Source organism: Loktanella sp. F6476L, assembly GCF_023015725.1.
Taxonomy (GTDB): Bacteria; Pseudomonadota; Alphaproteobacteria; order Rhodobacterales; family Rhodobacteraceae; genus Yoonia.
Map to the genome: position 1 here is coordinate 24,989 of NZ_JALKAR010000008.1, position 23,008 is coordinate 47,996.

Annotated in this window: 21 protein-coding genes; 14 read left to right on the plus strand and 7 right to left on the minus strand. The window is 58.2% G+C overall.

The annotated features are described in order from the left end of the window. Positions 1–112 precede the first annotated feature (112 nt). From MWU61_RS14985 to selD, 5 genes are read left to right on the plus strand one after another with little or no spacing between them, the layout of a single operon-like run. Complete coding sequence (locus tag MWU61_RS14985; protein ID WP_247129202.1) at positions 113–769, plus strand: ABC transporter ATP-binding protein; 657 nt, start codon at positions 113–115, stop codon at positions 767–769. Then, entirely contained in the window at positions 766–3,156 is a 2,391-nt protein-coding gene (locus tag MWU61_RS14990; RefSeq protein ID WP_247129203.1) for an FtsX-like permease family protein, read from the plus strand. Before MWU61_RS14985 ends, MWU61_RS14990 begins: the two co-directional genes overlap by 4 nt. Then, complete coding sequence (locus MWU61_RS14995) at positions 3,146–4,180, plus strand: lipocalin-like domain-containing protein (RefSeq protein WP_247129204.1); 1,035 nt, start codon at positions 3,146–3,148, stop codon at positions 4,178–4,180. The genes MWU61_RS14990 and MWU61_RS14995 overlap by 11 nt, the downstream gene beginning before the upstream one ends. Beyond that, positions 4,173–4,718 carry a pyridoxamine 5'-phosphate oxidase family protein gene (locus MWU61_RS15000; RefSeq protein WP_247129205.1) on the plus strand — a complete coding sequence of 182 codons (546 nt, stop codon included), beginning with the start codon at positions 4,173–4,175 and terminating at the stop codon, positions 4,716–4,718. The genes MWU61_RS14995 and MWU61_RS15000 overlap by 8 nt, the downstream gene beginning before the upstream one ends. 25 nt (positions 4,719–4,743) lie before the next feature. Continuing rightward, positions 4,744–6,912: a selenide, water dikinase SelD gene (gene selD, locus MWU61_RS15005; protein ID WP_247129206.1), complete on the plus strand. Its 2,169-nt coding sequence runs from the start codon at positions 4,744–4,746 to the stop codon at positions 6,910–6,912. Here selD and mnmH read toward each other — a convergent pair. The 4 genes from mnmH to MWU61_RS15025 all read right to left on the minus strand — a co-directional run bounded on the left by mnmH (position 6,896) and on the right by MWU61_RS15025 (position 11,675). Beyond that, a complete protein-coding gene (mnmH, locus tag MWU61_RS15010) occupies positions 6,896–7,951 on the minus strand; it encodes a tRNA 2-selenouridine(34) synthase MnmH (RefSeq protein ID WP_247129207.1) in 1,056 nt (351 codons plus the stop codon). The two genes, selD and mnmH, sit on opposite strands and share 17 nt — an antisense overlap. 7 nt (positions 7,952–7,958) lie before the next feature. Continuing rightward, a complete protein-coding gene (locus tag MWU61_RS15015) occupies positions 7,959–8,747 on the minus strand; it encodes a metallophosphoesterase family protein (protein ID WP_247129208.1) in 789 nt (262 codons plus the stop codon). A 117-nt stretch (positions 8,748–8,864) separates the two neighbouring features. After that, complete coding sequence (gene serA, locus MWU61_RS15020) at positions 8,865–10,460, minus strand: phosphoglycerate dehydrogenase (protein WP_247129209.1); 1,596 nt, start codon at positions 10,458–10,460, stop codon at positions 8,865–8,867. A 75-nt stretch (positions 10,461–10,535) separates the two neighbouring features. Next, positions 10,536–11,675, minus strand: coding sequence for a phosphoserine transaminase (locus tag MWU61_RS15025; protein WP_247129210.1), 1,140 nt, complete (start codon positions 11,673–11,675; stop codon positions 10,536–10,538). Between the two features lie 247 nt (positions 11,676–11,922). On the opposite strand from MWU61_RS15025, the gene serB reads away from it, so the two are divergent. From serB to MWU61_RS15040, 3 genes are read left to right on the plus strand one after another with little or no spacing between them, the layout of a single operon-like run. Beyond that, the gene (gene serB / locus MWU61_RS15030) at positions 11,923–12,798 is read left to right on the plus strand and encodes a phosphoserine phosphatase SerB (RefSeq protein ID WP_247129211.1); all 876 of its coding nucleotides are present in this window, start codon (positions 11,923–11,925) and stop codon (positions 12,796–12,798) included. Continuing rightward, complete coding sequence (locus MWU61_RS15035; RefSeq protein ID WP_247129212.1) at positions 12,795–13,931, plus strand: aminotransferase class I/II-fold pyridoxal phosphate-dependent enzyme; 1,137 nt, start codon at positions 12,795–12,797, stop codon at positions 13,929–13,931. Before serB ends, MWU61_RS15035 begins: the two co-directional genes overlap by 4 nt. After that, positions 13,932–14,687, plus strand: coding sequence for a TSUP family transporter (locus MWU61_RS15040; protein ID WP_247129213.1), 756 nt, complete (start codon positions 13,932–13,934; stop codon positions 14,685–14,687). Between the two features lie 123 nt (positions 14,688–14,810). Here MWU61_RS15040 and MWU61_RS15045 read toward each other — a convergent pair whose 3' ends face one another. Further along, the gene (locus MWU61_RS15045; protein ID WP_247129214.1) at positions 14,811–15,497 is read right to left on the minus strand and encodes a response regulator transcription factor; all 687 of its coding nucleotides are present in this window, start codon (positions 15,495–15,497) and stop codon (positions 14,811–14,813) included. A gap of 159 nt (positions 15,498–15,656) precedes the next feature. Here MWU61_RS15045 and ribA point away from each other — a divergent pair, with 159 nt between their 5' ends. The 4 genes from ribA (at position 15,657) to MWU61_RS15065 (ending at position 18,819) form a co-directional block, all read left to right on the plus strand. Beyond that, complete coding sequence (ribA, locus tag MWU61_RS15050) at positions 15,657–16,742, plus strand: GTP cyclohydrolase II (RefSeq protein ID WP_247129215.1); 1,086 nt, start codon at positions 15,657–15,659, stop codon at positions 16,740–16,742. Between the two features lie 112 nt (positions 16,743–16,854). Then, a complete protein-coding gene (locus tag MWU61_RS15055; RefSeq protein WP_247129217.1) occupies positions 16,855–17,349 on the plus strand; it encodes a L,D-transpeptidase family protein in 495 nt (164 codons plus the stop codon). A 72-nt stretch (positions 17,350–17,421) separates the two neighbouring features. Next, positions 17,422–17,904, plus strand: a complete 483-nt coding sequence (locus MWU61_RS15060; protein WP_247129351.1) for an RNA pyrophosphohydrolase — start codon at positions 17,422–17,424, stop codon at positions 17,902–17,904. Between the two features lie 54 nt (positions 17,905–17,958). Then, positions 17,959–18,819, plus strand: coding sequence for a class I SAM-dependent methyltransferase (locus MWU61_RS15065; protein WP_247129219.1), 861 nt, complete (start codon positions 17,959–17,961; stop codon positions 18,817–18,819). Here MWU61_RS15065 and MWU61_RS15070 read toward each other — a convergent pair. Next, complete coding sequence (locus MWU61_RS15070) at positions 18,794–19,513, minus strand: YafY family protein (RefSeq protein WP_247129220.1); 720 nt, start codon at positions 19,511–19,513, stop codon at positions 18,794–18,796. The genes MWU61_RS15065 and MWU61_RS15070 overlap by 26 nt on opposite strands. Before the next feature lie 79 nt (positions 19,514–19,592). Here MWU61_RS15070 and MWU61_RS15075 point away from each other — a divergent pair, with 79 nt between their 5' ends. Both MWU61_RS15075 and MWU61_RS15080 read left to right on the plus strand, forming a co-directional pair. Next, positions 19,593–20,285 carry a glutathione S-transferase family protein gene (locus MWU61_RS15075; RefSeq protein ID WP_247129222.1) on the plus strand — a complete coding sequence of 231 codons (693 nt, stop codon included), beginning with the start codon at positions 19,593–19,595 and terminating at the stop codon, positions 20,283–20,285. Continuing rightward, positions 20,282–20,680, plus strand: coding sequence for a DUF1801 domain-containing protein (locus MWU61_RS15080; protein ID WP_247129223.1), 399 nt, complete (start codon positions 20,282–20,284; stop codon positions 20,678–20,680). The genes MWU61_RS15075 and MWU61_RS15080 overlap by 4 nt, the downstream gene beginning before the upstream one ends. Here the strand turns inward: MWU61_RS15080 and rnr are convergent, their stop codons facing one another. Beyond that, positions 20,681–22,927: a ribonuclease R gene (gene rnr / locus MWU61_RS15085; protein WP_247129225.1), complete on the minus strand. Its 2,247-nt coding sequence runs from the start codon at positions 22,925–22,927 to the stop codon at positions 20,681–20,683. Between the last annotated feature and the right edge of the window lie 81 nt (positions 22,928–23,008).

Sequence of the window (23,008 nt, forward strand, 5' to 3'; positions counted from 1 at the left end):
AAACACAGGCCAGCGCGAGGTGGGACGTTGGGTCATAAATCTGCACAACGCCCGCGACCTGCGCTTTCCTCTCGCCTCTGGCGTGTTAGGTCTGGACCAAAGGAAGATGCCGATGCTGCTGAACGCGACCAATATTCACAAGACATTTCATACCGCTGATGGGCCGTTCGCGGTGCTGCGCGGTGTCGATCTGACATTAGACGCTGGCGAAAGCCTCGCGTTAACTGGTGAAAGTGGCAGCGGGAAAAGCACGCTGCTCCATCTGATTGGCGGTCTTGATACGCCTGATCAGGGGCAGATCATGATTGACGGCGCGGACATTGCCGCGATGGATGACACGGGGCGTGCGACGTTGCGGCGTGGCACCGTTGGCGTCGTCTTTCAGCAGTTCAACCTGATCCCAAGCCTGCGGGTCGCGGACAATATCGCGTTTCAGGCCCGTCTTGCCGGAACGAACGACACCGCATGGAACGCGCATCTCGCTGATAGCATGGGCCTGACCCCGCATCTGCGTAAATACCCCGAACAACTGTCCGGTGGGCAGCAACAGCGGGTGGCCATCGCTCGCACGCTGGCCCCACGGCCCAAACTGGTGCTGGCGGATGAACCTACTGGTAATCTGGACGAGGCAACAGCGGACGACGTCATGTCCCTGATGCTGGCGCTGGTTGCCGATACGGGCGCGGGTCTGCTGATGGTCACGCATTCCGACGCGCTAGCGGGGCGTCTCGCGCGGCGCGTTCATCTGCGGGCAGGGCAGGTCGCGTGACGCGGGCCGCCCTTTCTGCACTCCTGTCGCACTGGCGGCGCAATCCCTTGCAATTGTTCACTTTGCTGGCGGGACTGGCGCTGGCCACCGCACTGTGGTCCGGCGTGCAGGCCGTGAACGCAGAGGCGCGCGCAAGCTACGACAATGCCGCCGCGACCTTGGGTGAAGCCAGTTTTGATCAACTCGTGTCCAGCGACGACGCACCGATTACCCAAACCGATTATGTCGCACTGCGCCGCGCGGGCTGGCTGGTCAGTCCCGTTGTCGAAGGGCAGATCAACGGCGTCCGTTTGATCGGGATCGACCCGCTGACTGCACCTGGTGGTCTTGGTCCCGTTGATCTTGCGGCGGGCGCGGACATTGGCGCATTTCTATTGGGCAACGGCCAAATCTTCGGCACAGCTGACACGATTGCGGCCTTGGGCGCGTTGGACGTCGACGGCGTCATCACACCGGAAACCGCCCCGAATGTTGCCTATACCGACATCGGCGTTGCGCAGCGTCTTCTCAACCGGCCCGATCAAATTGATCTGCTTGTCGTCGAAGCTGACCAGCCCATCGTGCAAACACCACTGCCAGAGATCGCCCCAAACCTGATCCGTCGGACCGCCCAAGCCGGATCTGATGTGGCGAAGCTGACCGATAGCTTCCATCTTAACCTCACCGCATTTGGGCTGCTGTCCTTTGCCGTCGGCATTTTCATCGTGAACGGGGCGATTGGCCTTGCGTTTGAACAGCGCAGACCCGTTGTCCGCACGTTGCGGGCGCTGGGCGTGCCGTTGAACCGTTTGATCGGGCTGATTGCGGTCGAACTGATGCTCATGGCGCTGGTCGCGGGCATCATCGGGGTGGCACTTGGCTATGTAATCGCGGGGCTTCTGTTGCCAGGGGTCGCCGCGACGTTGAACGGACTTTACGGGGCTGAAGTGGCAGGCACCCTGCAACTGCGCCCCAGTTGGTGGCTGTCAGGTCTGGCGATTGCGCTGGGCGGCACAGCCATCGCAGCGGCAGGGGCACTATGGAAACTCAGCCGGATGCCATTGCTCGCCGCGGCACAACCCCGCGCCATGGCGATGGCGGCAGGACGCCGCGCGCAGGTGCAAGGCATATTGGCGGCGGTTCTAATCGGCACGGCAGTCATCTTGGCACTGACTGCACAGGGACTGGTCGCAGGTTTCGCCATGCTCGCGGCCCTTTTGATCGGCGCGGCGCTTGGTCTGCCAGTGATCCTCAGCGGTTGTCTGGCCGTCGGGGCTAACCGCGCCAAAGGCGTCATCGCGCAATGGTTCTGGGCAGATACGCGGCAGCAATTGCCGGGCTTATCGCTCGCTCTCATGGCCTTGTTGCTTGCGATGGCGGCAAATGTGGGCGTGTCGACGATGGTCAGCAGTTTCCGCCTGACATTCGTCGGTTTCCTTGATCAACGCCTCGCGTCGGAACTGTACGTCACGGCCATCGACACCGCACAAGCTGATGCCATAATCGACAGGATCGCACCCGAGGTGGACATCATCCTGCCCATCATGGCGGCCACGATCCCGCTGGAAGGCATCCAGACCGAAGTCTACGGCACCCGCATTCACAGCACCTATCGCGACAACTGGATTTTATTGGAAAGCGGCGACGCGCCGTGGGACCGCGTTGAGGCGGGCGAGGCAATCTTGATCAACGAACAATTGTTCCGGCGGGCGGATTTGCGGGTCGGCGATACGCTTGACGTCGACGGCGAACCGCTGGTGATCACGGGTGTGTATGGGGATTACGGCAACCCGATCGGGCAGGCTGTGATTGGCGAAGATATCTTCGAACGGATGTACCCCGACATCAGCCCGCTGCGGTTTGGCCTACGGATCACCGACGGCGATGTGGGTCGCGTACGAACGGTCCTAAATGAAGAGGTCGGCATCCCAGAGGCGAACATGATCAACCAAGCGGGAATCAAAGCGTTTTCGCTCGACGTCTTTGACCGGACCTTCATCGTCACAACAGCATTGAATGTGCTGACGCTCGCCGTCGCTGGTTTCGCGATCCTGATGAGCTTGCTGACATTGGCCACCATGCGCGTCCCACAGCTTGCCCCTGCTTGGGCGGTGGGCGTGACGCGCAAACAACTGGGAAGGCTCGAATTATTGCGTGCAATCTTGCTTGCGTTGCTTACTGCAGTCATCGCCTTGCCGCTGGGCCTTGGGCTAGCGTGGGCACTACTAGCGGTCGTGAACGTCGCGGCCTTCGGGTGGGAACTGCCGATGTATTTCTTCCCGTGGGATTACGTGCGGCTGTTCGGCTTTGCAGTCCTCGCAGCTGCCGTCGCAGCCCTTTGGCCCGCCATCAGGCTGGCCCGCACCCCGCCTGCTGCTCTGCTGAAGGTGTTTTCCCATGAACGTTAAAACCATCCTATTCGCGCTATGCCCGATCATGGCGCAGGCCCAAGGGTTTGCCGGCCTCGGCGGTGACGCGGACGGGTTCAGCGTACCGACGCCGGATCCTGTGTTTGATTTCCCCACAGACCACGGCCCGCACAACGACTACCGCATCGAATGGTGGTATCTGACGGCGAACTTGCAAGCCGAAGGCGGCACCAATTATGGCCTGCAATGGACGTTGTTCCGGTCCGCTTTGGCCCCCGAAGCAGGCGCAGGCTGGACCGCGCCGCAACTGTGGATGGGCCACGCGGCTGTCACCACGCCAACCGACCACTACGTCACCGAACGGATCGGGCGCGGCGGGATCGGGCAGGCGGGTGTGACGGCGGACCCGTTTGAAGCATGGATCGACGATTGGACACTGGCGGGGGACTGGACGACGCTGGACATGACCGCCAGCGGCCCTGATTTCGCCTACGACATGGACCTGACCGCGCAAGGCCCGCTGATCTTTCACGGCGACGGGGGCTATTCGGTTAAATCGGCGGGCGGGCAGGCGTCTTATTACTATTCTCAACCCTATTTCGACATCGCAGGTACGCTAATCCTGCCTGACGGGCAGGTCGCGGTCACGGGCAGCGCATGGCTCGACCGCGAATGGTCATCGCAACCGTTGGCCGCGGATCAAACTGGCTGGGACTGGTTTTCGCTTTCGTTCGATGACGGGACCAAGATGATGGGCTTCCTGCTGCGCCAATCCGATGGCAGCGCCTATTCGTCGGCCACTTGGATCGGCAGCGACGGGACAACAACCGCCTACCCAGACGGTGCGTTTCAGGCCGAACCGCTGGTTATCTCAGACACCAGCGGCGCAACAGTTCCGACGACATGGCGGGTCCAATTGGCGGACAAGGGCGTCGATGCAACGGTGACGGCGATCAATACAGACGCATGGATGACAACGTCGGTGCCCTATTGGGAAGGACCGGTGCGGATCACAGGTAGCCACACAGGTCGCGGATATTTGGAGATGACAGGATATGAATAACTGGTGGGAAACGCTCGACGGGACACAGGCGCAGGTCTGGGATCGGCTAACGCAAGGGGCGGACAAGCGGACGCATGTGGCATTAGGGACCGTCAGCATCGACGGCCAGCCAGAGGTGCGGACCGTGGTGCTGCGTGACGTCGATCCGAAAACACGCAGGTTGGAGCTCTACACCGATCTGCAGTCCGACAAAATCACCAGCCTGCGTAACAATCCAAAGGCGGCGATCCACCTTTGGGACGCTGACCTCGCGCTGCAAATCCGCGTGCAAGCCGACGTCACGATTCTAACCGGTGATGCGGTCATGGATCGTTGGAACGCCGTGCCGGATCATTCCAGAAACAGCTACGGGATCACGCCGGCACCCGGCCTGCCAATCCTTGAAAGCACCGCCTACACCAAGAAACCCGATCCCGCTGTCTTTGCCGTTCTGTCCTGTCAGGCGACCCATATTGACGCGGTATATCTCGGTGACATCCATCGTCGTGCGGCTTTCTCACAGGTCGGTGACTGGACCGGAAAGTGGCTAGCGCCGTAACAATCGCGCCGCTATCAAACGAGGCATGAATACACAGCTCCCCCAAACCCGTGATCTTGTTCTTGTTGGCGGTGGCCACACCCATGCGCTTGTGCTGCGATCATGGGCGATGAAACCGCTACCCGGCGTGCGTCTAACGGTCATCAATCCGGGGCCAACGGCACCCTATTCCGGCATGCTACCGGGGTTCGTTGCAGGGCATTACACGCGGGACGAACTGGACATTGATCTGGTGCAGCTTGGCCGCTTTGCGGGCGCGCGGGTTATCCTTGGGGCGGTTGATCATATCGACGTTGCAGCCAAAACCATCAGCGTGCCGGGGCGTCCGTCGATTGCCTATGACGTGACCGCCGTTGATGTGGGGATCACATCGACAATGCCGTCGCTGAAAGGCTTCACCGACCACGCCATTCCAGCCAAGCCCTTGGGCGTATTCGCAAGCCGCTGGGACGCCTTCCGTGCAACAGCAAAGAACCCGCATATCGCGATCATCGGTGGCGGCGTTGCGGGGGCAGAGCTTGCGATGGCGATGGCGCATGCCCTACGCCGCGACGGGTCTGACGCCGCCGTGGTCCAGCTTGTGGATCGGGGCAGCGTTTTGAAAGACCTTGGGTCCGTGGCCAAAGGTAAGGTGCTTGCCGCGTTGGAAACCCAAGGCGTCACGCTCATTGAAAACGCAGACGTTGCTGAAATTGCAGCGCATGGCGTGATCCTGACGGACGGCACGCTGATCAAATCCGACTTCACCACCGGTGCGGCGGGCGCAAAACCGCATGACTGGGTGGCGGGGCTTGATCTGGACATTCACGAAGGCTTCATCACCGTTAATGACAAGCTGCAATCCAGCAATCCGGACGTTTTTGCGGTCGGCGATTGTGCGCACCTTAGCTTCGATCCGCGTCCAAAGGCGGGCGTCTATGCAGTCCGCGAAGCACCGGTTTTGTTCGATAACCTTCAGGCGCATTTGTCTGGTCGTGATCTGCGGGCCTATAAACCGCAAAAGGATTACCTAAAACTGGTCTCGCTTGGCGGGAAATCAGCGCTCGCTGAAAAGTTCGGAACGGCACGACAGGGGCCGCTGTTGTGGAAGCTTAAGAACCACATCGACCGGACCTTTATGAACCAGTTCGACGGGCTCAACCCGATGGCATTGCCTGATGTGCCGGAAACGGTCGCGCTGGGCGTGCGTGAAACGCTGGGTGACAAACCCATGTGTGGCGGCTGCGGGTCAAAGGTCGGGCGCGGGGCGTTGCGAAACGTGCTGTCTGACCTGCCACGCACGCAAAGGGACGACATCCAATCCGTCGCGGGCGATGATGCTGCAATTCTGCAAACAGGTGACGCGACCCAAGTCATGTCGACGGACCACCTGCGCGCCATGATCGACGATCCGGTCATGATGACGCGTATCGCAGCCGTTCACGCGCTGGGCGATATCTGGGCGATGGGGGCGCAGCCACAAGCCGCGACCGCAACGATCATCCTACCGCGCACGTCAGAGATATTGCAGGAACGCGCCTTGGCCGAAATCATGACCACCGCGCATGACGTTTTCACCGATGCAGGTGCCGCCATCGTCGGCGGGCACACGTCGCAAGGTGACGCGCTGACCATCGGTTTCACGGTCACGGGGCTGGTGGACGGACAGCCGATCACGCTGAAAGGTGCCAAAAAGGGCGACGCGCTGATCATAACAAAACCCATCGGGTCCGGCGTGATCATGGCGGCAGAAATGCAATGCAAAGCGGCAGGCGCAGACGTCGCAGCCGCATTGCAACAGATGGTGCAAGGGCAGGCGGACGCGGCGGCAGTGTTACACGACGCACATGCGATGACCGACGTCACAGGCTTCGGGCTCGCGGGGCATTTGGCGGGTATCTGCGAGGCGTCTGGCGTTGGTGCAGATGTCACCCTAACGGATGTGCCGCTTATGCAGGGCGCGCGCACATTGGCAGAGGCGGGACAGCGGTCCTCATTGTTCGATTCCAACAAAGCGGGTGTGGCAGGTGTCGAATGCACGAACTCCGCGCTGTCTGACCTGATGTTCGACCCGCAAACCGCAGGTGGATTGCTCGCAGTTGTTGATCCGTCACAAGCTGCTGATGTCATCGCAAAGCTGGAACAAGCCGGATATCCAGCCGCGCAGATCGGGACGATCACAGATCAGGTCGGGCGGATCATTCTGCGCGATTAATCAACGCGGCGATTTGATCTGCGGTGCGCCGTAATCCGTCGAAATCAAGCGTTTCGGCGGTGACATGCCCCAGCAATTGATGCTCTTGCAGCGCGCGCGCCTTGTCATAGGCGGGGTCGTAATGCGTTTCCATCAGCGACGCCGCGAAGTTTTGCAGATCACCAGACACCAGTGCCGCCTGCCAAGCATCTACAACGGCGTGCCCACGAATATAGCGCATCGGTTGCAGGCGATCAGACAGCGCTGTCAAATCCGTTGATACATCCGCGTATGCCTTGGCCAAGTATGCCGCACGCGTCGCAACAGAGGCTGCGATCATCACACGCGGGGCGGCGCACATGGCTGACCAAACAGACGGAGGCAGGTTAATCCGACCAATCTTGCTGCTTTCGGCCTCGATCACGACGGGCATTGATGGATCACAGGCGACAAACGCCTGCGCTAGTGCGGTTTCAAATGCTTTCTGGGCTGGTTGCGGGGCATTAATAGCCCCTAAAAGCGACCCGCGATGGGCGGCAAGGGCTTCCAGATCAATCGTCTGTATGCCGCGGTCCCTGAGATGGGCCAGCACAGCGGTTTTGCCAGTGCCGGTGTTCCCGTCCAGCAGAACAATCCGGTGCGGCAACGGCGCCTCATACAGATAGTCATGCACCAACCGGCGGTAGCTTTGATACCCACCTGCAATCGTTTCGGCACGCCACCCGATTTGCTGCAGGATCGACGCAAACGACCCTGACCGCTGACCACCCCGCCAGCAATAGACCAACGGCTGCCAACCGCCGTCGTGATTGCGCAAAGATCCGTCAAGATGATCGGCAACATTGCGGGCCACCATCGCAGCCCCACGTTTGCGGGCGCGAAAGGCACTGTCACGGACATACATTGTGCCAATCTCGGCACGTTGATCGTTGCTGAGGGCGGGCAGATTGATCGCGCCAGGGACATGATCTTGCGCGAATTCCGCAGGTGAACGGACATCAATAATCGTGTCCGCATTGTGGGCTGCAATATCGTGAAGGGTCGCGAATTTGACGGGCATGGTGGCCTTAATCGGCTGGGATCAATGGCACCCTGCCAGTCTCGGTTAAGATATAACAGTCCCGACCGACAAACACGGCGGGGATCAACGGGCGGCCATAACCTGCGCCTGCGTCCAGATCGACGCGATTGCCGAAATGGGTCGGTGCCTCTAGCGCTGTGTGGCCGTGCACGACAAGTTTGCCGTGATCGGTGGCGTCATCCAAGAACCCTTCGCGGATCCAAAGCAGGTCTTCGGGGTCTTGATCGGCCAGTGCGACGCCCGGCATGATGCCTGCGTGCACGAAAAGCAGATCGTCCGTTTCAACGGTCAGCGGCAACGCATTGATGAAATCGATATGGGCCTGCGGAACAGCCTTTGCTGCGGCCTGCTGAACCTGATCAGGTGTCAACGCACCAGCATCGGTTTGATAATGCAGCAGTATTTCCTGTTCGCCACGGGTATGTGCCGCAAAAATGGCTTCGCCTTTAACACCGTAGGACGCGATCGTATTGGTCCCGCCCAGACGTGGGTTCAGCCAGTTGATGCCAGACGCGACACGTGGATCGTGCTGTTTGCCCATCGTGACAAAGTTGGCAAAGAACCTGTCGTGATTGCCCATGATGAAGCGCCAGTTTTTACCAGCCTTTTGACCTGCAATCAGGCGGTCAATAACTGCGCAAGAATTCAGGCCACGGTCAGTATAATCACCCAAGAACACGATTTCCGCGTCCGGACCACCATCCTGTTCTATAAGGTCAAGCGCATGGTCGAGCATTTCGATCTGACCGTGAATGTCACCAATTGCGTAGATCATAAGGTGTGTCCTGAAATTGTAAGTTACACGCGCGGATAGTGCGGGAGCCTCCGGCGGGGATTTGGAAGACGTCAAAGAAGCAAAAGGGCCGCTCAATCAATGAGCGGCCCGCTTGGCTTACACCTCGAATTTGAGGGTTTTGATTTTCTGGAACAATCCGGTGTCTGCTAACGCCTTCAGCGCATCGGCTGGCACAGGTTCGTCGACGTAAAGCATCGCGATGGCCTGCTCTTTGGCGGCGGACCGGCCAAGGGTAAAGTTCGCGATGTTGACGTCATGCGCACCAAGCGTTTGACCCAAGGACCCGATGATGCCCGGCACGTCTTTGTTGGTCGTGTAGAGCATATGTTCACCGATCTCGGCGTCGATGTTGATGCCTTTGATCTGGATAAAGCGCGGCTTACCGTCGCTAAACACGGTGCCCGCGATGGACCGTTCCATTTCGTCAGTCACAACGGTCACCTTCACGTAGCCGTCGAATGTGCCGGACTGATCCTGCTTTGTTGTAGACACCTGAATGCCGCGTTCTTTTGCGATCACAGGGGCGGAGACCATGTTCGTGTCCGGGTTCACCTTTTTCATGATGCCCGCGATGACAGCAGCTGTCAGCGCTTTGAGGTTCATGTCGGAGGCTTCACCGTCGAACAGGATGTTGATCGCTTTGATCGGCTCGTCAGTGACCTGACCGGCAAAGTTACCAAGGTGGCCGGACAATTTGATCCATGGGCCCATGATCTTAGCTTCTTCTGCCGTGACGGATGGCATGTTCAGCGCGTTGGACACCGCACCTGTCAGCAGGTAGTCGGACATCTGTTCTGCGACCTGCAGGGCCACGTTTTCTTGGGCTTCGGTTGTTGCAGCACCAAGGTGCGGCGTGCAGACAACGTTCGGCAGGTTGAACAGCGGGCTGTCTGTGGCAGGCTCTACCGCGAATACGTCAAAGGCCGCACCAGCAACGTGGCCGGATTTCAATGCTTCAGCCAGTGCTTCTTCATCGACCAGACCACCACGGGCACAGTTGACGATGCGCACGCCTTTTTTGGTCTTGGCGATGTTTTCTTTCGACAGGATGTTCGCCGTCTGATCTGTGAATGGCACGTGCAGCGTGATGAAATCAGCGTTTGCCAGCAGTTCGTCGAGTTCGACCTTTTTCACGCCCATTTCAGCGGCTTTTTCTTCGCCAAGGAACGGATCGTAGGCCATGACTTTCATGGACAGACCTTTCGCGCGATCACACACGATCCCGCCGATGTTGCCTGCGCCGATGACGCCAAGCGTTTTGCCTGTCAGCTCAACACCCATAAACTTGGACTTTTCCCATTTACCCGCGTGGGTAGATGCGGATGCCTCCGGGATTTGACGCGCAACAGCGAACATCATTGCAATAGCATGTTCAGCCGTTGTGATCATGTTGCCGAATGGCGTGTTCATCACGATGATACCGGCCTTAGACGCGGCTTCTTTGTCGATATTGTCGGTGCCGATACCCGCGCGCCCGATGACCTTCAGGTTCGTTGCGGCTTCGATGATTTTTTGCGTTGCTTTGGTGGCGGAGCGGATCGCAAGACCGTCGTAATGCGGGATCGCAGCCAGCAGCAGGTCCTTGTCTTTGCCAAGGTCAGGCTGGAAATCAACGTCGATGCCACGGTCTTTGAAAATCTGAACAGCGGCAGCAGAGAGTTTGTCGGAAATCAGTACTTTAGGAGCGGCCATTGGAATGGTCCTTCAACTTAAGGGGAATGTGCCACCCCATCAGCGGGGTGGCGAATTTTCTGGAAAATTCGGGCTTTACGCCGCGATTTCAGCTTCGAACGCCCACGCGAGCCATGGCAGCATGGCTGCGATGTCGGATGTTTCCACAGTCGCACCACACCAGATCCGCAGACCAGCAGGGGCATCGCGATACGCACCGATGTCCAAAGCGACGTCTTCGTCAGCCAGACGTTTTGCGACGGCTTTGGCGAATGCTGCCCCGTCTGTGATCCGGTCATCCGTGAACTTCAGGCAAACAGATGTGTTCGACCGTGTCGCATCATCTTCGGCGAGGTTCGCGATCCAGTCGTTCGCATCGCAGAAATCAAAGATCGCCTGCGCGTTGGCGTTGGCGCGATCTTGCAGGGCTTTCAGACCACCGATGTCTTGCGCCCACTTCAGCGCAACAAGGTAATCCTCAACAGCCAGCATGGATGGCGTGTTGATGGTTTCACCGCGGAAGATGCCTTCGATCAGTTTGCCACCTTTGGTCAGGCGGAAAATTTTCGGCAGTGGCCACGCAGGTGTGTAGTTTTCCAAACGCTCAACAGCGCGTGGGGACAGGATCAGCATGCCGTGTGCCGCTTCGCCGCCCATGACTTTCTGCCAAGAGAACGTCGTCACATCCAGCTTGTCCCATGGCAGGTCTTGGGCAAACGCAGCAGATGTCGCGTCGCACAATGTCAGACCCGCGCGGTCCGCAGGGATCGCGTCGCCGTTTGGCATCCGCACGCCGGATGTTGTGCCGTTCCACGTAAAGCAGACGTCGTTGTCATAGTTCAACGCAGCCATATCAACGATGTGACCGTAGTCTGCGGTATGTGTTTTGGCTTCGATCTTCAGCTGCTTGACCACGTCAGTGACCCAGCCAGCGCCGAATGATTCCCAGGCGACCATTTCAGCCGGACGTTCGCCCAGCATAGACCACATCGCCATTTCAAAAGCGCCAGTGTCGGATGCAGGCACGATCCCGATGCGGTAATCGGCAGGAATGCCAAGAATCTCGCGTGTCAGGTCAATGGCTTCTGCCAGTTTGGATTTGCCAATAGCGGCACGGTGCGAGCGACCCAAAGGCGCGTCAGCAAGCTTGTCCAATGAAAAAACGGGGGGTTTGGCACATGGGCCAGAAGAAAAACGTGCGTTCGCCGGGCGCACAGCCGGTGGTGTCGTGACCATTACTGGTATCCTCACAGATATATGCCCTTCGTTGGGGAAGGGTGTCCCGCTGACCGAGATAGGGCCAAGCCGCCGCCACGACAACAGGGAAAATGACGCGGCTGCCGATTCTTTTGTCGGTTTTGATCGATAACTGGTGCGGATCGGAAACTTGGTGCTTGGCGTTGCTGGTCGTGCTGTTTGCGTTTATTTGGCGAAGGGAAGCAGGCAGACCGCACTGTAGAATAGACGGCGTAAGGACTTTGAAATGTTTGTAGCAACCTTTTTGTGCAACCCGGCGCGCCCGACATTGGACCCCGCATTGGTCGAAAGCTTACGGAACGCTTGGGGCGGCGGTGATGTAGTCTGGTTGGCCGCTGATGAAGCCGCTGAATTTTCGCTGCAAACGATGCCGGAAAACGCAGATGAGGTCTGGCAGGTGTGTCAGGATCAATCCGTTGACCTGATCATTCAAACCGCTGATGGTCGCCGCAAAAAGATGCTGATCGCAGACATGGACAGCACGATGATCCAGCAGGAATGTATCGACGAATTGGCGGCAGAGGCTGGTGTCGGCGACCGTGTTGCGGGGATTACCGCGCGCGCGATGAATGGCGAGTTGGATTTTGAAGAAGCGATCGATGAACGCGTCGGACTACTGGCTGATCTGCCCGAAACGATCATTGACCACGTCCTGAACACCCGCATCACATACATGCCCGGTGGTGCGACACTGCTGAAAACGATGCGCGGGCAGGGGGCCTATGCGGCGCTTGTGTCCGGCGGGTTCACGGCGTTTACCGCGCGCGTCGCATCTGAATTAGGCTTTAACGAAAACCGTGCCAATACGCTCGAATTCGCGGATGGTAAGCTGACTGGTAAAGTCGTGCGTCCGATCCTTGGTCAGGATGCGAAGTTAGAGGCGCTGAACGGGATTACCGCCACGCTCGGGATCACGCCTGCTGATGCAATTGCTGTGGGCGACGGGATGAACGACCTGCTGATGCTTGAAAACGCGGGCACAGGTGTCGCATTACATGGCAAACCTGCGCTGCAGGAAAAGGTGTCGGTCCGCGTAAATCACGGTGATCTGACGGCCCTGCTCTACATGCAAGGCTACGCCAAATCGGAATTTGTCACATGAAACGTGATCTGAAACCCGCCACCATTGCCGCGCATGCTGCGGGTGCCGTCGATAAGCAAAGCGCAGGTGTCGTGCCACCGATCCAGACGTCCACGACCTTCATGCGCGATGAAACCTACGCGCTGATCCGCCCCGACAACATCTATTCCCGCGATGACAGCGACACGGTCCGAACCGCAGAGCAGGTGATCACGAAGCTGGAACAGGCCGAGGACACGCTTTTGTTCCCCGCAGGGATGGCCGCGATTGCGGGTGTCTTCCGGACGCTTTTGGCAGGCGATACTGCGCTAGTGCAATCCGGTATCTACTGGGGCACAACAAAGTGGATCCGCGATTTTTGCGCCCGTCGTGACGTGACATTGCACGAAGTCGAGGCAAGCGATGCCGCGGCTCTGAAAACAGCCTGCCAGGCGCATCGCCCCACATTAGTGTTCATTGAAACGCCATCAAATCCGTGGCTACGGACCGTTGATGTGGCGGCTGCGGCACAGGCAACCCATGCCGTTGCTGGGACCTTGGTCGTGGACGCGACAGCAGCGACGCCCATCTTGATGAAGCCGCTCGCGCTGGGCGCGGACATCGTCATGCATTCCGCGACAAAGGCTATCAACGGACACTCGGATGTCTTGGCGGGTGTTCTCTCCACGAACGCCCCAACTGATCCGATCTGGGAAGCGATCAAAATGGATCGCCACGATGCGGGCGCGGTTTTGGGACCGTTCGAAGCATGGCTGTTGATCCGCGCAATGCGAACGCTGCCGCTGCGGGTGGAACGCATGACCGAAAACGCGGTGACGCTGGCGCAGTACCTGCACAACCACCCACAGGTCGAAGACGTCTTCTACCCCGGTCTGCCCCATCATCCGGGACATGAGGTCGCGAAGCAGCAGATGAGCGGCTACGGCAGCCTGCTATCCGTTCTGGTCAAAGGTGGACGGGCCGAGGCGCTAAAGGTGGTCGGCAAGCTGCAGCTATTCCTGCGGGCCACGTCTTTAGGCGGGGTCGAAAGCCTTGTGGAACATCGCCACACAATCGAACCGCACACAGGCATCCCCGAAAACCTGATCCGTGTTTCTGTGGGGATCGAACATATCGACGACCTGAAAGACGACTGGGAACAGGCGCTGTCATAAATGGAAGTTGCCGTTGAACTGGTCATCTTGTTGGTGGCCGCAGCCTTTGCCGCGGGCATTGTGGATGCGATTGCGGGGGGCGGCGGGCTGATCACGCTTCCTGCGCTCGTCTTGGCAGGGGCACCTCCGGTAACAGCAATCGCAACAAACAAAGTGCAGGGCGTGTTCGGCGCTGGCATGGCCGCATGGACCTACGGGCGGGCAGGGCATGTCGATCTGCGCGCGCAATTGGGGCCAGCGGTCATCGCCTTTGTCGCGGCCATCATCGGTGCGTTTCTGACCGCACAACTGCCGACAGATGTGATCCGCTACGGCCTACCCGTGCTTTTGATCGCCATCGCTTTGTTCTTCGCATTGAAACCCGGACTGGACGATCTGGACCGGACCCGCAAAATCAGCGCAGGCGTGTTTGTTGTGACCATCGTGCCGCTTGTCGCGTTCTACGACGGGCTGATCGGGCCGGGGGCTGGGGCGTTCTACATGATCGGCTTTGTGGCCTTCGCGGGCTTCGGCGTCTTGAAAGCAACGGCGCATACAAAATTGCTGAACTTTGCGTCAAACGCAGGTGGCATCGCGGCTTATGCGCTTGTGGCGGAACCATGGTGGATGGTCGGGCTGGCAATGGCTGCGGCGCAAATTGCGGGTGCGGCTGTAGGGGCGCGACTGGCGATGCGTGTGGGGGCCAAACTGATCAAACCCGTTGTGGTGATCGCGGCAACGGCGCTGGCGCTGCGTCTGCTCTGGGACATGATCTAGAAAAAAGCCCGGACCAAAAGGCCCGGGCAAGTCCAACAGGGAGGTGGTGATATAACCCGATCACCAGCGGGCTTCGGTATAGGAACCAGTGAACGTCACAATGGTTCCCACATTTTTCAAACTTTATGCGACGAGGCGATAACCACCTGATTCCGTAACCAAAAGACGGGCATTGGATGGATCAGGTTCGATCTTCTGACGCAAGCGGTAGATGTGCGTTTCCAGCGTATGCGTGGTCACACCGGCGTTGTAACCCCAGACTTCGTGCAGCAGCACGTCGCGGGCGACCACGCCTTCGGTGGCACGGTACAGGAACTTCAGGATGTTGGTTTCTTTCTCGGTCAGACGTACTTTTTTGTCGTCCTCCGTGACCAACAATTTCTGCGCAGGCTGGAACGTATATGGCCCAAGCTGGAAAACAGCGTCTTCGGATTGTTCATGTGTGCGCAACTGGGACCGGATGCGGGCCAGCAGAACGGGAAACTTGAACGGCTTGGATACATAGTCATTTGCGCCAGCATCCAGACCGTAGATCGTGTCGGCATCGCTATCTTGGGCGGTCAGCATCACAATCGGGCACTTCACGCCTTGCTTGCGCATCAGGCGGCACAATTCACGACCATCTGTGTCTGGCAGACCAACATCAAGGATCACCAGATCGTAGATGCTTTCCTTCGCCTTCACCATCGCGCTTGCGCCGTCGTCGGCTTCAAACACGTCGAAATCTTCAGTCATAATCAACTGCTCACCCAGCGCTTCGCGCAGGTCGTCATCATCGTCGACAAGCAGGATTTTCTTCAATTGGGCCATCGGGACTTTCCTTCGTTGTTACGCTAGAAGTGATCGCAAATTGATCATCAGGCAAGAACGAGAGGGTGCGCCTCACACGGACGTGTGCTTTGATACAGCTAATGTTTCACTTTCGCCCTAAAACGGCTATCGGCTGAAACAATTGAAAGGGATTTCGGCGTGAGCTTCATACCAACTATTACAGAACGACTGGCGCGCGCGCGGGCGGATTTACGCATGGGTGTGCCTGTTGTGGTGACAGATGGCAGCGAATCCGGCGGACTTTTGGTGCTGGCGGCGGAAACACTGGACAAGGCACGGCTAGACGATTTGCGCGGATTGGGCGGAACGCCGGTGATCGCCGTGACGGGACGACGGGCCGAAACGCTGAAAGCGCGCGCATATGATGGCGACATCGCACGGGTGTTATTGCCTGCAGATGCGACCCTGAAATGGGTGCAATCCATCGCTGATCCCGCAGACGACATGCGATCGCCAATGAAAGGCCCGCTTGCGACCGCCAGAGAAGGTGACGCAGATGCGCACCGCGCGGCGATTACATTGATCAAAGCGGCACGGTTGTTACCCGCCGGTGTGTGTCTTGCGGTCGATAGCGCATTTGCCAAACAAAACGACCTGACCGCTATTCCTGCAAGCGCGATCATGGACACGCGGCTATCGCCGTCATTACCAATCGTCGCAGCGCGCCTGCCGATGGAAGCATCAGAGGCGGGACGCCTACACATTTTCCGACCCGATGACGGGGCCGAAGAACATTACGCCATTGAAATCGGCAAGCCAGACCGGTCAAAACCCGTGCTCGCGCGGCTGCATTCGGCGTGTTTCACCGGCGACGTGCTGGGATCGCTGAAATGCGACTGCGGCCCACAGCTTCACGGGGCACTGGCGGCCATGGGTGAAAATGGTCAGGGGGTTCTGCTGTACCTGAATCAAGAAGGACGCGGGATCGGGCTTGCGAACAAAATGCGAGCGTATTCGTTGCAGGATCAGGGGTTCGATACTGTTGAAGCCAACCATCGCCTTGGGTTTGAAGACGACGAACGCGATTTCCGGATCGGGGCGGACATCCTCAAAAAGATGGGCTTCAGCGCTGTGCGACTGATGACCAACAACCCAAATAAAATCGCGCGGATGGAAGGCGAAGGCATCGCCGTGACGGAACGCGTGCCGCTGAAGATTGGCGAAAACAGGTTCAACACGGCTTATCTTGCGACCAAGGCCACAAAGTCCGGACACCTGTTGTGAGGGCGGGAGCCTCCGGGGGGTTGTTCAAGCCGTCTTGCAAACGATCCGGGGGATCGTTTGAGGCGCAGAACGGGCAGAGCCCAGAAAACGTCAAAGAAACGAAGGACTGCGCATGAAGGCGAGCGATCTTGTTGTGACGCCGTCTGGTGTACGGTTTATGGGGCGACGGTTTCCGCGCACAATTGGGCGTGGTGGGCTGACCGACCGCAAGGCAGAAGGCGATATGGCGACACCGCGCGGCGTGCACCGGATCGTGGGGATGCTGTACAGACCTGACCGGATCGCGAAACCCGCGGATTGGGCGCTGCCAATTGGACCGAGTGATCTTTGGTCGGATGATGTGCGCGACGAAGACTACAATATGATGTTACGTGCGCCACACGCATTTAGCCACGAACACCTCCGCCGCGCCGACCCGATGTACGACCTGATCCTGATCACCGATTGGAATTGGCCCTATGCGGTCAAAGGCCGCGGATCGGCCATCTTTATCCATCAATGGCGTGGCAAAGGACGGCCCACAGCAGGCTGCGTTGCCTTCCGGCGGGACCATTTACAGTGGATTGTACCCCGTATTCGGCCAGATAGCCGACTTGTTATCGCATAACCACTGGACCTTGACCCATATTCCGGTCCAAACGGACAAGGAATTTGAGATATGAAACACCAAGGCCTTTTTATGACCCCCGACCAGATCGCCCAGCTTCCCTATCGCCCATGTGTTGGCATCATGCTTGCTAACCCGCGCGGCCATATCTTTGTGGGGCAGCGCATGGATCGGGACCAAGACGCTTGGCAAATGCCGCAGGGTGGCGTCGACAAAGGCGAAACCACACGCGATGCCGCAATTCGCGAATTGTGGGAAGAAACAGGTGTGCCGGAAAAGCTGGTAACGATCGAAGCGGAAAGCGCTGGTTTGATCCCCTACGATCTGCCGCACGCGATTGTCCCGAATATCTGGAAGGGCAAATATCGCGGGCAGGAACAGAAATGGTTCTTGATGCGGTATCATGGCACGGACGCCGATATTAATATCGCAACCGAACATCCGGAATTTTCCGAATGGAAATGGATGCCGAAGGATCAGCTTGTCGCAAACATCGTGCCGTTCAAGCGTGAAGTTTACGAAAAAGTTCTGGCTGAATTTTCCGCAAAACTTTGACCTAACGTCAAAAAAACAGTTTCCCTTTGGTGCGGACCAACTAAGGTCCGCCTCATGGGGAATACAAAATTTGATAGTCGGTCCGTTGGCCTCGATATTGGCCTGTCTTTTTCGCGCTGGCTGACGGGTCGCGAAAATCTGCATTACGGGATTTGGGACGGATTGGACGTTTGCGCGGGCAATGTCGGTGCCGCTCAAGAAGCATATACCGCAAAACTGTTCGAACTATTGCCAGACGGGCCACTGCGCATTTTGGATATCGGTGGCGGCGCTGGCGAGACGGCGAAAAAACTGGTTGCCCTTGGGCACGACGTCGAAATTGTTGTGCCAAGCGCGTTTCTGGCAGAACGGTGTCGTGCCAATGCGCCCACTGCCGTTGTACACGAAGCGATGTTTGAAGACGCCGAACTCAGCGGCCTGTTCGATCTTTGCCTGTTTTCCGAAAGCTATCAATACATCCCGCTTGATCAGGGCATACCCAAATGCCTGACGCTGCTAAAACCGAACGGCCATATTCTGATCGCGGATTGTTTTCGCAGCGAAGGCTTTTCGCCCGACAAAGTCCAAGCCACAGTTGGTGGCGGTCATCCCATCCAGAAATTCCATGCCTTTCTGGCCGACCAGCCGCTAGACCTTTTGTCATCCGAAGACATCACGCAAAGCGTTGCACCGTCGATTGATGTCGAACAGGGGCTGTTTAATGTCGTGGGCTACGGGATGGGGCGCGTGGACGAACAGATGGCGGTCCAACGACCTAAGACACGGTCTGTCGTGCATTGGATTATCCGGCGTCTGCTTAGCCCGCGCAAACGCGCCCGTCTTGATCAACGGTTGAACCAGCAAACACGGACCGCCGCGCATTTTTCGGCGAACAACACCTATCTTTTGCTTAAGCTACAGGTCCGTGCCGCTTAACCTTTTCAGCGACGTCCGCGCGAATTTTGGCTAGCGCATCTTGCAGCATCGGGATGCGTCGTGGCCGGAAACTGTCGCCTGTCACAACCAAATCACGCATCCGGTCTAGCCTGAACACGCGACTGTCGCCGCGCAAATGGCACCAGCCGATCACGCAATGCCTGTCCTGCAAAAACACGATCCCAAGCGGATCAATCGTCCGTTCCGTCTGCGCGCCTTGACCGTCCTCGTATCCGAACGCGACTGAATATTCGTCCCATGTCGCCCGTCGCAATGCGGCAACGTCGATGCTGGGCTTGGGCGGGGGTACGATCCGGTTCACGGCCAGCACGGCATGTTTTAACCGATGCGCTTGGGCGCTGGGCAAGCGGGCCTGCAATTTCGTCAGCGCATTTCCTGCGGCTTTGGCCAATGCCGGATCAGCAATCGCTTGAACATCGCGCAACCCCAGAACCAAGGCCTCAATCTCTTCGTCGTTGAACATCATGGGCGGCAACGCGGGATCTTCGGTCAGCGCATAGCCATATCCCGCGGTGCTATCAATCACGGCGCCCAACCCCCGCAACGCTTCGATATCGCGGTACAGCGTCCGTTCGGACACCCCCGTTTCCTGCGCGAGCAGGGCTGCCGTCACGGGTGGGCGATGGTTGCGCAGGGCTTGCATCAGTTGGAACAGGCGATTTGTGCGGGTCATGCCCCATCATATCACACATCCTGACAAAAATTGACAGGAGGCTGAGCTATCACGGGGGCAACCGCATCAGGAGCACCCCATGTACGACCTCATCACCTTTCAGGCCGGTTTCGGCAACGTCAGCTATAGCCCGTTCTGCGTCAAAGCCGTGTGGATGCTGAACCACGCAGGCGTGGATTGGCAGCGCGAAGACTGCCTTGACCCGCGAAAATTTGCGCACGGCAAGCTGCCCGTGCTGCGTGCGCATGGAAACCTCATTCACGACAGTGACGACATCCGCTTGTTTCTGGAACGTGAAGGGGCGGATTTTTGGGGCGAGACACCGATGCGCGATCAGGCGATGGGCCGTGCATTAATCCGCATGGCCGAGGATCATCTCTATTTCCATGTCGTTATGGACCGTTGGATGAACGATGATGTATGGCCGCATGTCAAAGCAGCTTATTTCACCGGTATCCCGAAACTGATCCGTGGGCCAGTGACCAACGGGTTGCGCAAAGCGTTGCGTAAGGGGCTCCACGCCCAAGGTATCCTGCGTCTGTCAGACGACGAACGCCTGCGCCGTCTGGATCAGGACCTTGACGCCATCCGAACGCTTTTGGGCCCACACGCTTTCATGCTATCAGACACACCGACATTGCCGGACTTCTCAGTTGCGGCCGTCCTGTCGAACATCGCGGCCAGTCCGGTCGCCACGCCCACATCCTTGCGTGTGGCCGATGATCCGGTTTTGATGGGCTACGTCGCCCGCATGAAGGAGATGTTCGATTGACCCCGTTTCAAGATGACGCCGTGAAAGCCGCCTTCGATGCGATGCCGCAAGGGCCGCGTGACGGTCTGCTGCAATTGCGCGAACTTGTCTTTGCAATCGCGGACGACCTGCCAGAGGTGCCGCGCGTGACAGAAGGTCTGCGTTGGGGGCAACCCGCGTATCTGACACCATCTCGCATCGGGTCCACCATCAGGCTTGGCCTGCCGAAATCCGGCGGCTTCGCGATCTATGCGAACTGCAATTCCAGCATCATCAGCGATTTTGCGGCGGCCTATCCCAATTGGGATGTGATCGAAGGGAATCGCGCCGTGATATTCACGAAAGCCAAACAGATCGACCCCGTGCGGCACGGGGCGTTGATCAAATCAGCACTGACCTATCACCTGCGCAAATAACTACTTGCGGGTGCGTTTGATCTTACGCTTCGTCTTTGCGGCTTTCTTCTTGGCGGATCCCGCACGACGACGCACAGGCGCACCCCGTCTGCCACCACGCGATCCACGGGGCAGGGCTTTGCCTTCGATCTCGAGCAATTCAACGATCAGACCGCCTGTCACAGGCGTGGCCTCTGCCAAGGTGACTTTCACCTTCTGGCCCAGTCCAATCACCAGCCCAGAATCCGACCCCATCAAGGTCTGGCTATCTTGGTCGTAATGAAAGAATTCATTGCCCAAGCTGCGCATCGGAACCATGCCATCGGCGCCAGTTTCATCCAGCTTCACAAACACGCCAAACTTCGCGATCCCGCTAATACGACCGGGCATTTCCGCACCAATCCGTTCGGACAGGAAGGCGGCAAGATAGCGATCCGTGGTATCGCGTTCCGCAATCATCGACCGGCGTTCGGTGTCCGAAATCGATTTTGCGGTCTCGTCCAAACGCTCCACATCCGTCGGCGACAAACCATCATCGCCCCAGCCATGCGACGACACCAATGCACGGTGTACGATCAAATCAGCATAGCGACGGATGGGCGACGTAAAGTGGGCATAGGCCTTCAACGCCAGCCCAAAATGGCCAAAATTCTCGGCATTATAATAGGCCTGCGTCATCGACCGCAGGGTCGCGATGTTCACCAGTTCAGCGTCATCGGTGCCACGCGCTTGGTTCAGCAGCCGGTTCAGGTGGGCGGTCTGCAAAACTTGCCCCTTCGCCAGCGTCAGGCCAGAGGCATGAACAACCTCGCGCAGCGCATCCAGCTTATCGGGGTTCGGTTCTTCGTGGACACGGAACAACAGCGGGGATTGCTTGGCGATCAAGGTCTCGGCGGCGGCAGCATTGGCCAGCACCATGAATTCCTCGATCAGCTTATGGGCATCAAGACGGTCCTTGAAATTGACCGACGTCACCTCGCCTTCATCGCTCAGCTCAATCCGGCGTTCGGGCAGGTCCAGTTCCAGCGGTTGACGGCGTTCGCGTGCCTTCAACAGGGCAGCATAAGCAGCGTAAAGCGGCTTCAGCACGTCATCCATCATGGGCGCTGTGCGCTCATTCGGATTACCGTCGATGGCATCCTGCACTTCTTCGTAATGCAACGACGCGGCGGACCGCATCAAGGCGCGGTGGAACGTCTGGCCGGTCTTGTTACCTTCAGCATCAATGGTCATCGCAACCGCCAGACACGCGCGATCGACACCTTCGTGCAAGGAGCACAAATCGCCCGATAGAACGTCCGGCAACATCGGCACAACACGATCAGGGAAATACGTCGAATTGCCACGCTTGCGGGCCTCGCGGTCCAGTTCTGACCCCGGCGTGACGTAGTAGGCCACATCAGCAATAGCGACCCAGATCGTAAATGTGCCATTGTCATGCGCTTCGACATAACAGGCATCATCGTGATCACGGGCATCAGACGGGTCGATCGTGACAAGCGGCAAGTCACGCAGATCTTTGCGTTTGCCAAGCGGCGCACCCGTTTTGGCATCAGCCTCAGCAATCACAGCGTCAGGAAAATGATCGGGAATACCGTGCTGTTGAATGGCAATCAACGACACAGCACGTGGGGCAGTCGGATCACCAAGGCGGGCAATCACGCGGGCCTTCGGCAAACCCATGCGGCCTTTTGGGCCTGCCTGTTCGGCTTCAATCAATTCACCGTCTTGGGCGTCACCGGTCAGACCTGCGGGAATGATCCATTCCTTAGTTGAACCTTTATCAACGGGGATCAAACGCCCCCCTTCGGCACCTTTACGGAACACACCCAACAGACGGATCGGGTTATCGCCGATCAAACGAATGATGCGGGCGGTGTGGGTGTAATCCTCGCCCGGAACTTCGGTCAGACGACCCAGAAAACGATTGCCCTTGCCCATCGCAGGATCGCTGTCGCGCAGCGTCATCAGAATACGGGGCACATCGCCATCGCCCGACCATTCCAACGGACGCGCATAAAGGTCGCCATCGGCGTCTGGTCCAGTGACTTCACACACGGTCACGGGGGGCAGCACATTGGCGTCACGATAGGAACTGCGGCGCTTGGATAACTTCCCTTCCGCCTCAAGCTCTTTGAGGAGGCGCTTAAGATCAATACGGGCGGCACCCTTAATCCCAAAGGCTTTCGCGATGTCGCGTTTGGCAGCTTTGGTAGGGTGGTCAGAAATCCATGCAAGAATTTCGGCTTTTGAAGGAATGCGTGTCATAGAATGGCCCTACCACGCGACCCTGCGTGGGGGCCAGCCCCCACTCCCCCGAGATATTTAAGACCAAAAGAACTGGGACAG

Coding starts and splice junctions, on each gene's coding strand:
- MWU61_RS15040 (WP_247129213.1), top strand. CDS start 13,932: ATGGAAGTTGCCGTTGAACTGGTCATCTTGTTGGTGGCCGCAGCCTTT.
- mnmH (WP_247129207.1), bottom strand. CDS start 7,951: ATGCCCGTCAAATTCGCGACCCTTCACGATATTGCAGCCCACAATGCG.
- MWU61_RS15055 (WP_247129217.1), top strand. CDS start 16,855: ATGAAGGCGAGCGATCTTGTTGTGACGCCGTCTGGTGTACGGTTTATG.
- MWU61_RS15070 (WP_247129220.1), bottom strand. CDS start 19,513: ATGACCCGCACAAATCGCCTGTTCCAACTGATGCAAGCCCTGCGCAAC.
- MWU61_RS15035 (WP_247129212.1), top strand. CDS start 12,795: ATGAAACGTGATCTGAAACCCGCCACCATTGCCGCGCATGCTGCGGGT.
- MWU61_RS15045 (WP_247129214.1), bottom strand. CDS start 15,497: ATGGCCCAATTGAAGAAAATCCTGCTTGTCGACGATGATGACGACCTG.
- MWU61_RS14995 (WP_247129204.1), top strand. CDS start 3,146: ATGAACGTTAAAACCATCCTATTCGCGCTATGCCCGATCATGGCGCAG.
- MWU61_RS15065 (WP_247129219.1), top strand. CDS start 17,959: ATGGGGAATACAAAATTTGATAGTCGGTCCGTTGGCCTCGATATTGGC.
- MWU61_RS15015 (WP_247129208.1), bottom strand. CDS start 8,747: ATGATCTACGCAATTGGTGACATTCACGGTCAGATCGAAATGCTCGAC.
- serA (WP_247129209.1), bottom strand. CDS start 10,460: ATGGCCGCTCCTAAAGTACTGATTTCCGACAAACTCTCTGCTGCCGCT.
- MWU61_RS14985 (WP_247129202.1), top strand. CDS start 113: ATGCTGCTGAACGCGACCAATATTCACAAGACATTTCATACCGCTGAT.
- MWU61_RS15060 (WP_247129351.1), top strand. CDS start 17,422: ATGACCCCCGACCAGATCGCCCAGCTTCCCTATCGCCCATGTGTTGGC.
- MWU61_RS15025 (WP_247129210.1), bottom strand. CDS start 11,675: ATGGTCACGACACCACCGGCTGTGCGCCCGGCGAACGCACGTTTTTCT.
- MWU61_RS15075 (WP_247129222.1), top strand. CDS start 19,593: ATGTACGACCTCATCACCTTTCAGGCCGGTTTCGGCAACGTCAGCTAT.
- rnr (WP_247129225.1), bottom strand. CDS start 22,927: ATGACACGCATTCCTTCAAAAGCCGAAATTCTTGCATGGATTTCTGAC.
- selD (WP_247129206.1), top strand. CDS start 4,744: ATGAATACACAGCTCCCCCAAACCCGTGATCTTGTTCTTGTTGGCGGT.
- serB (WP_247129211.1), top strand. CDS start 11,923: ATGTTTGTAGCAACCTTTTTGTGCAACCCGGCGCGCCCGACATTGGAC.
- MWU61_RS15000 (WP_247129205.1), top strand. CDS start 4,173: ATGAATAACTGGTGGGAAACGCTCGACGGGACACAGGCGCAGGTCTGG.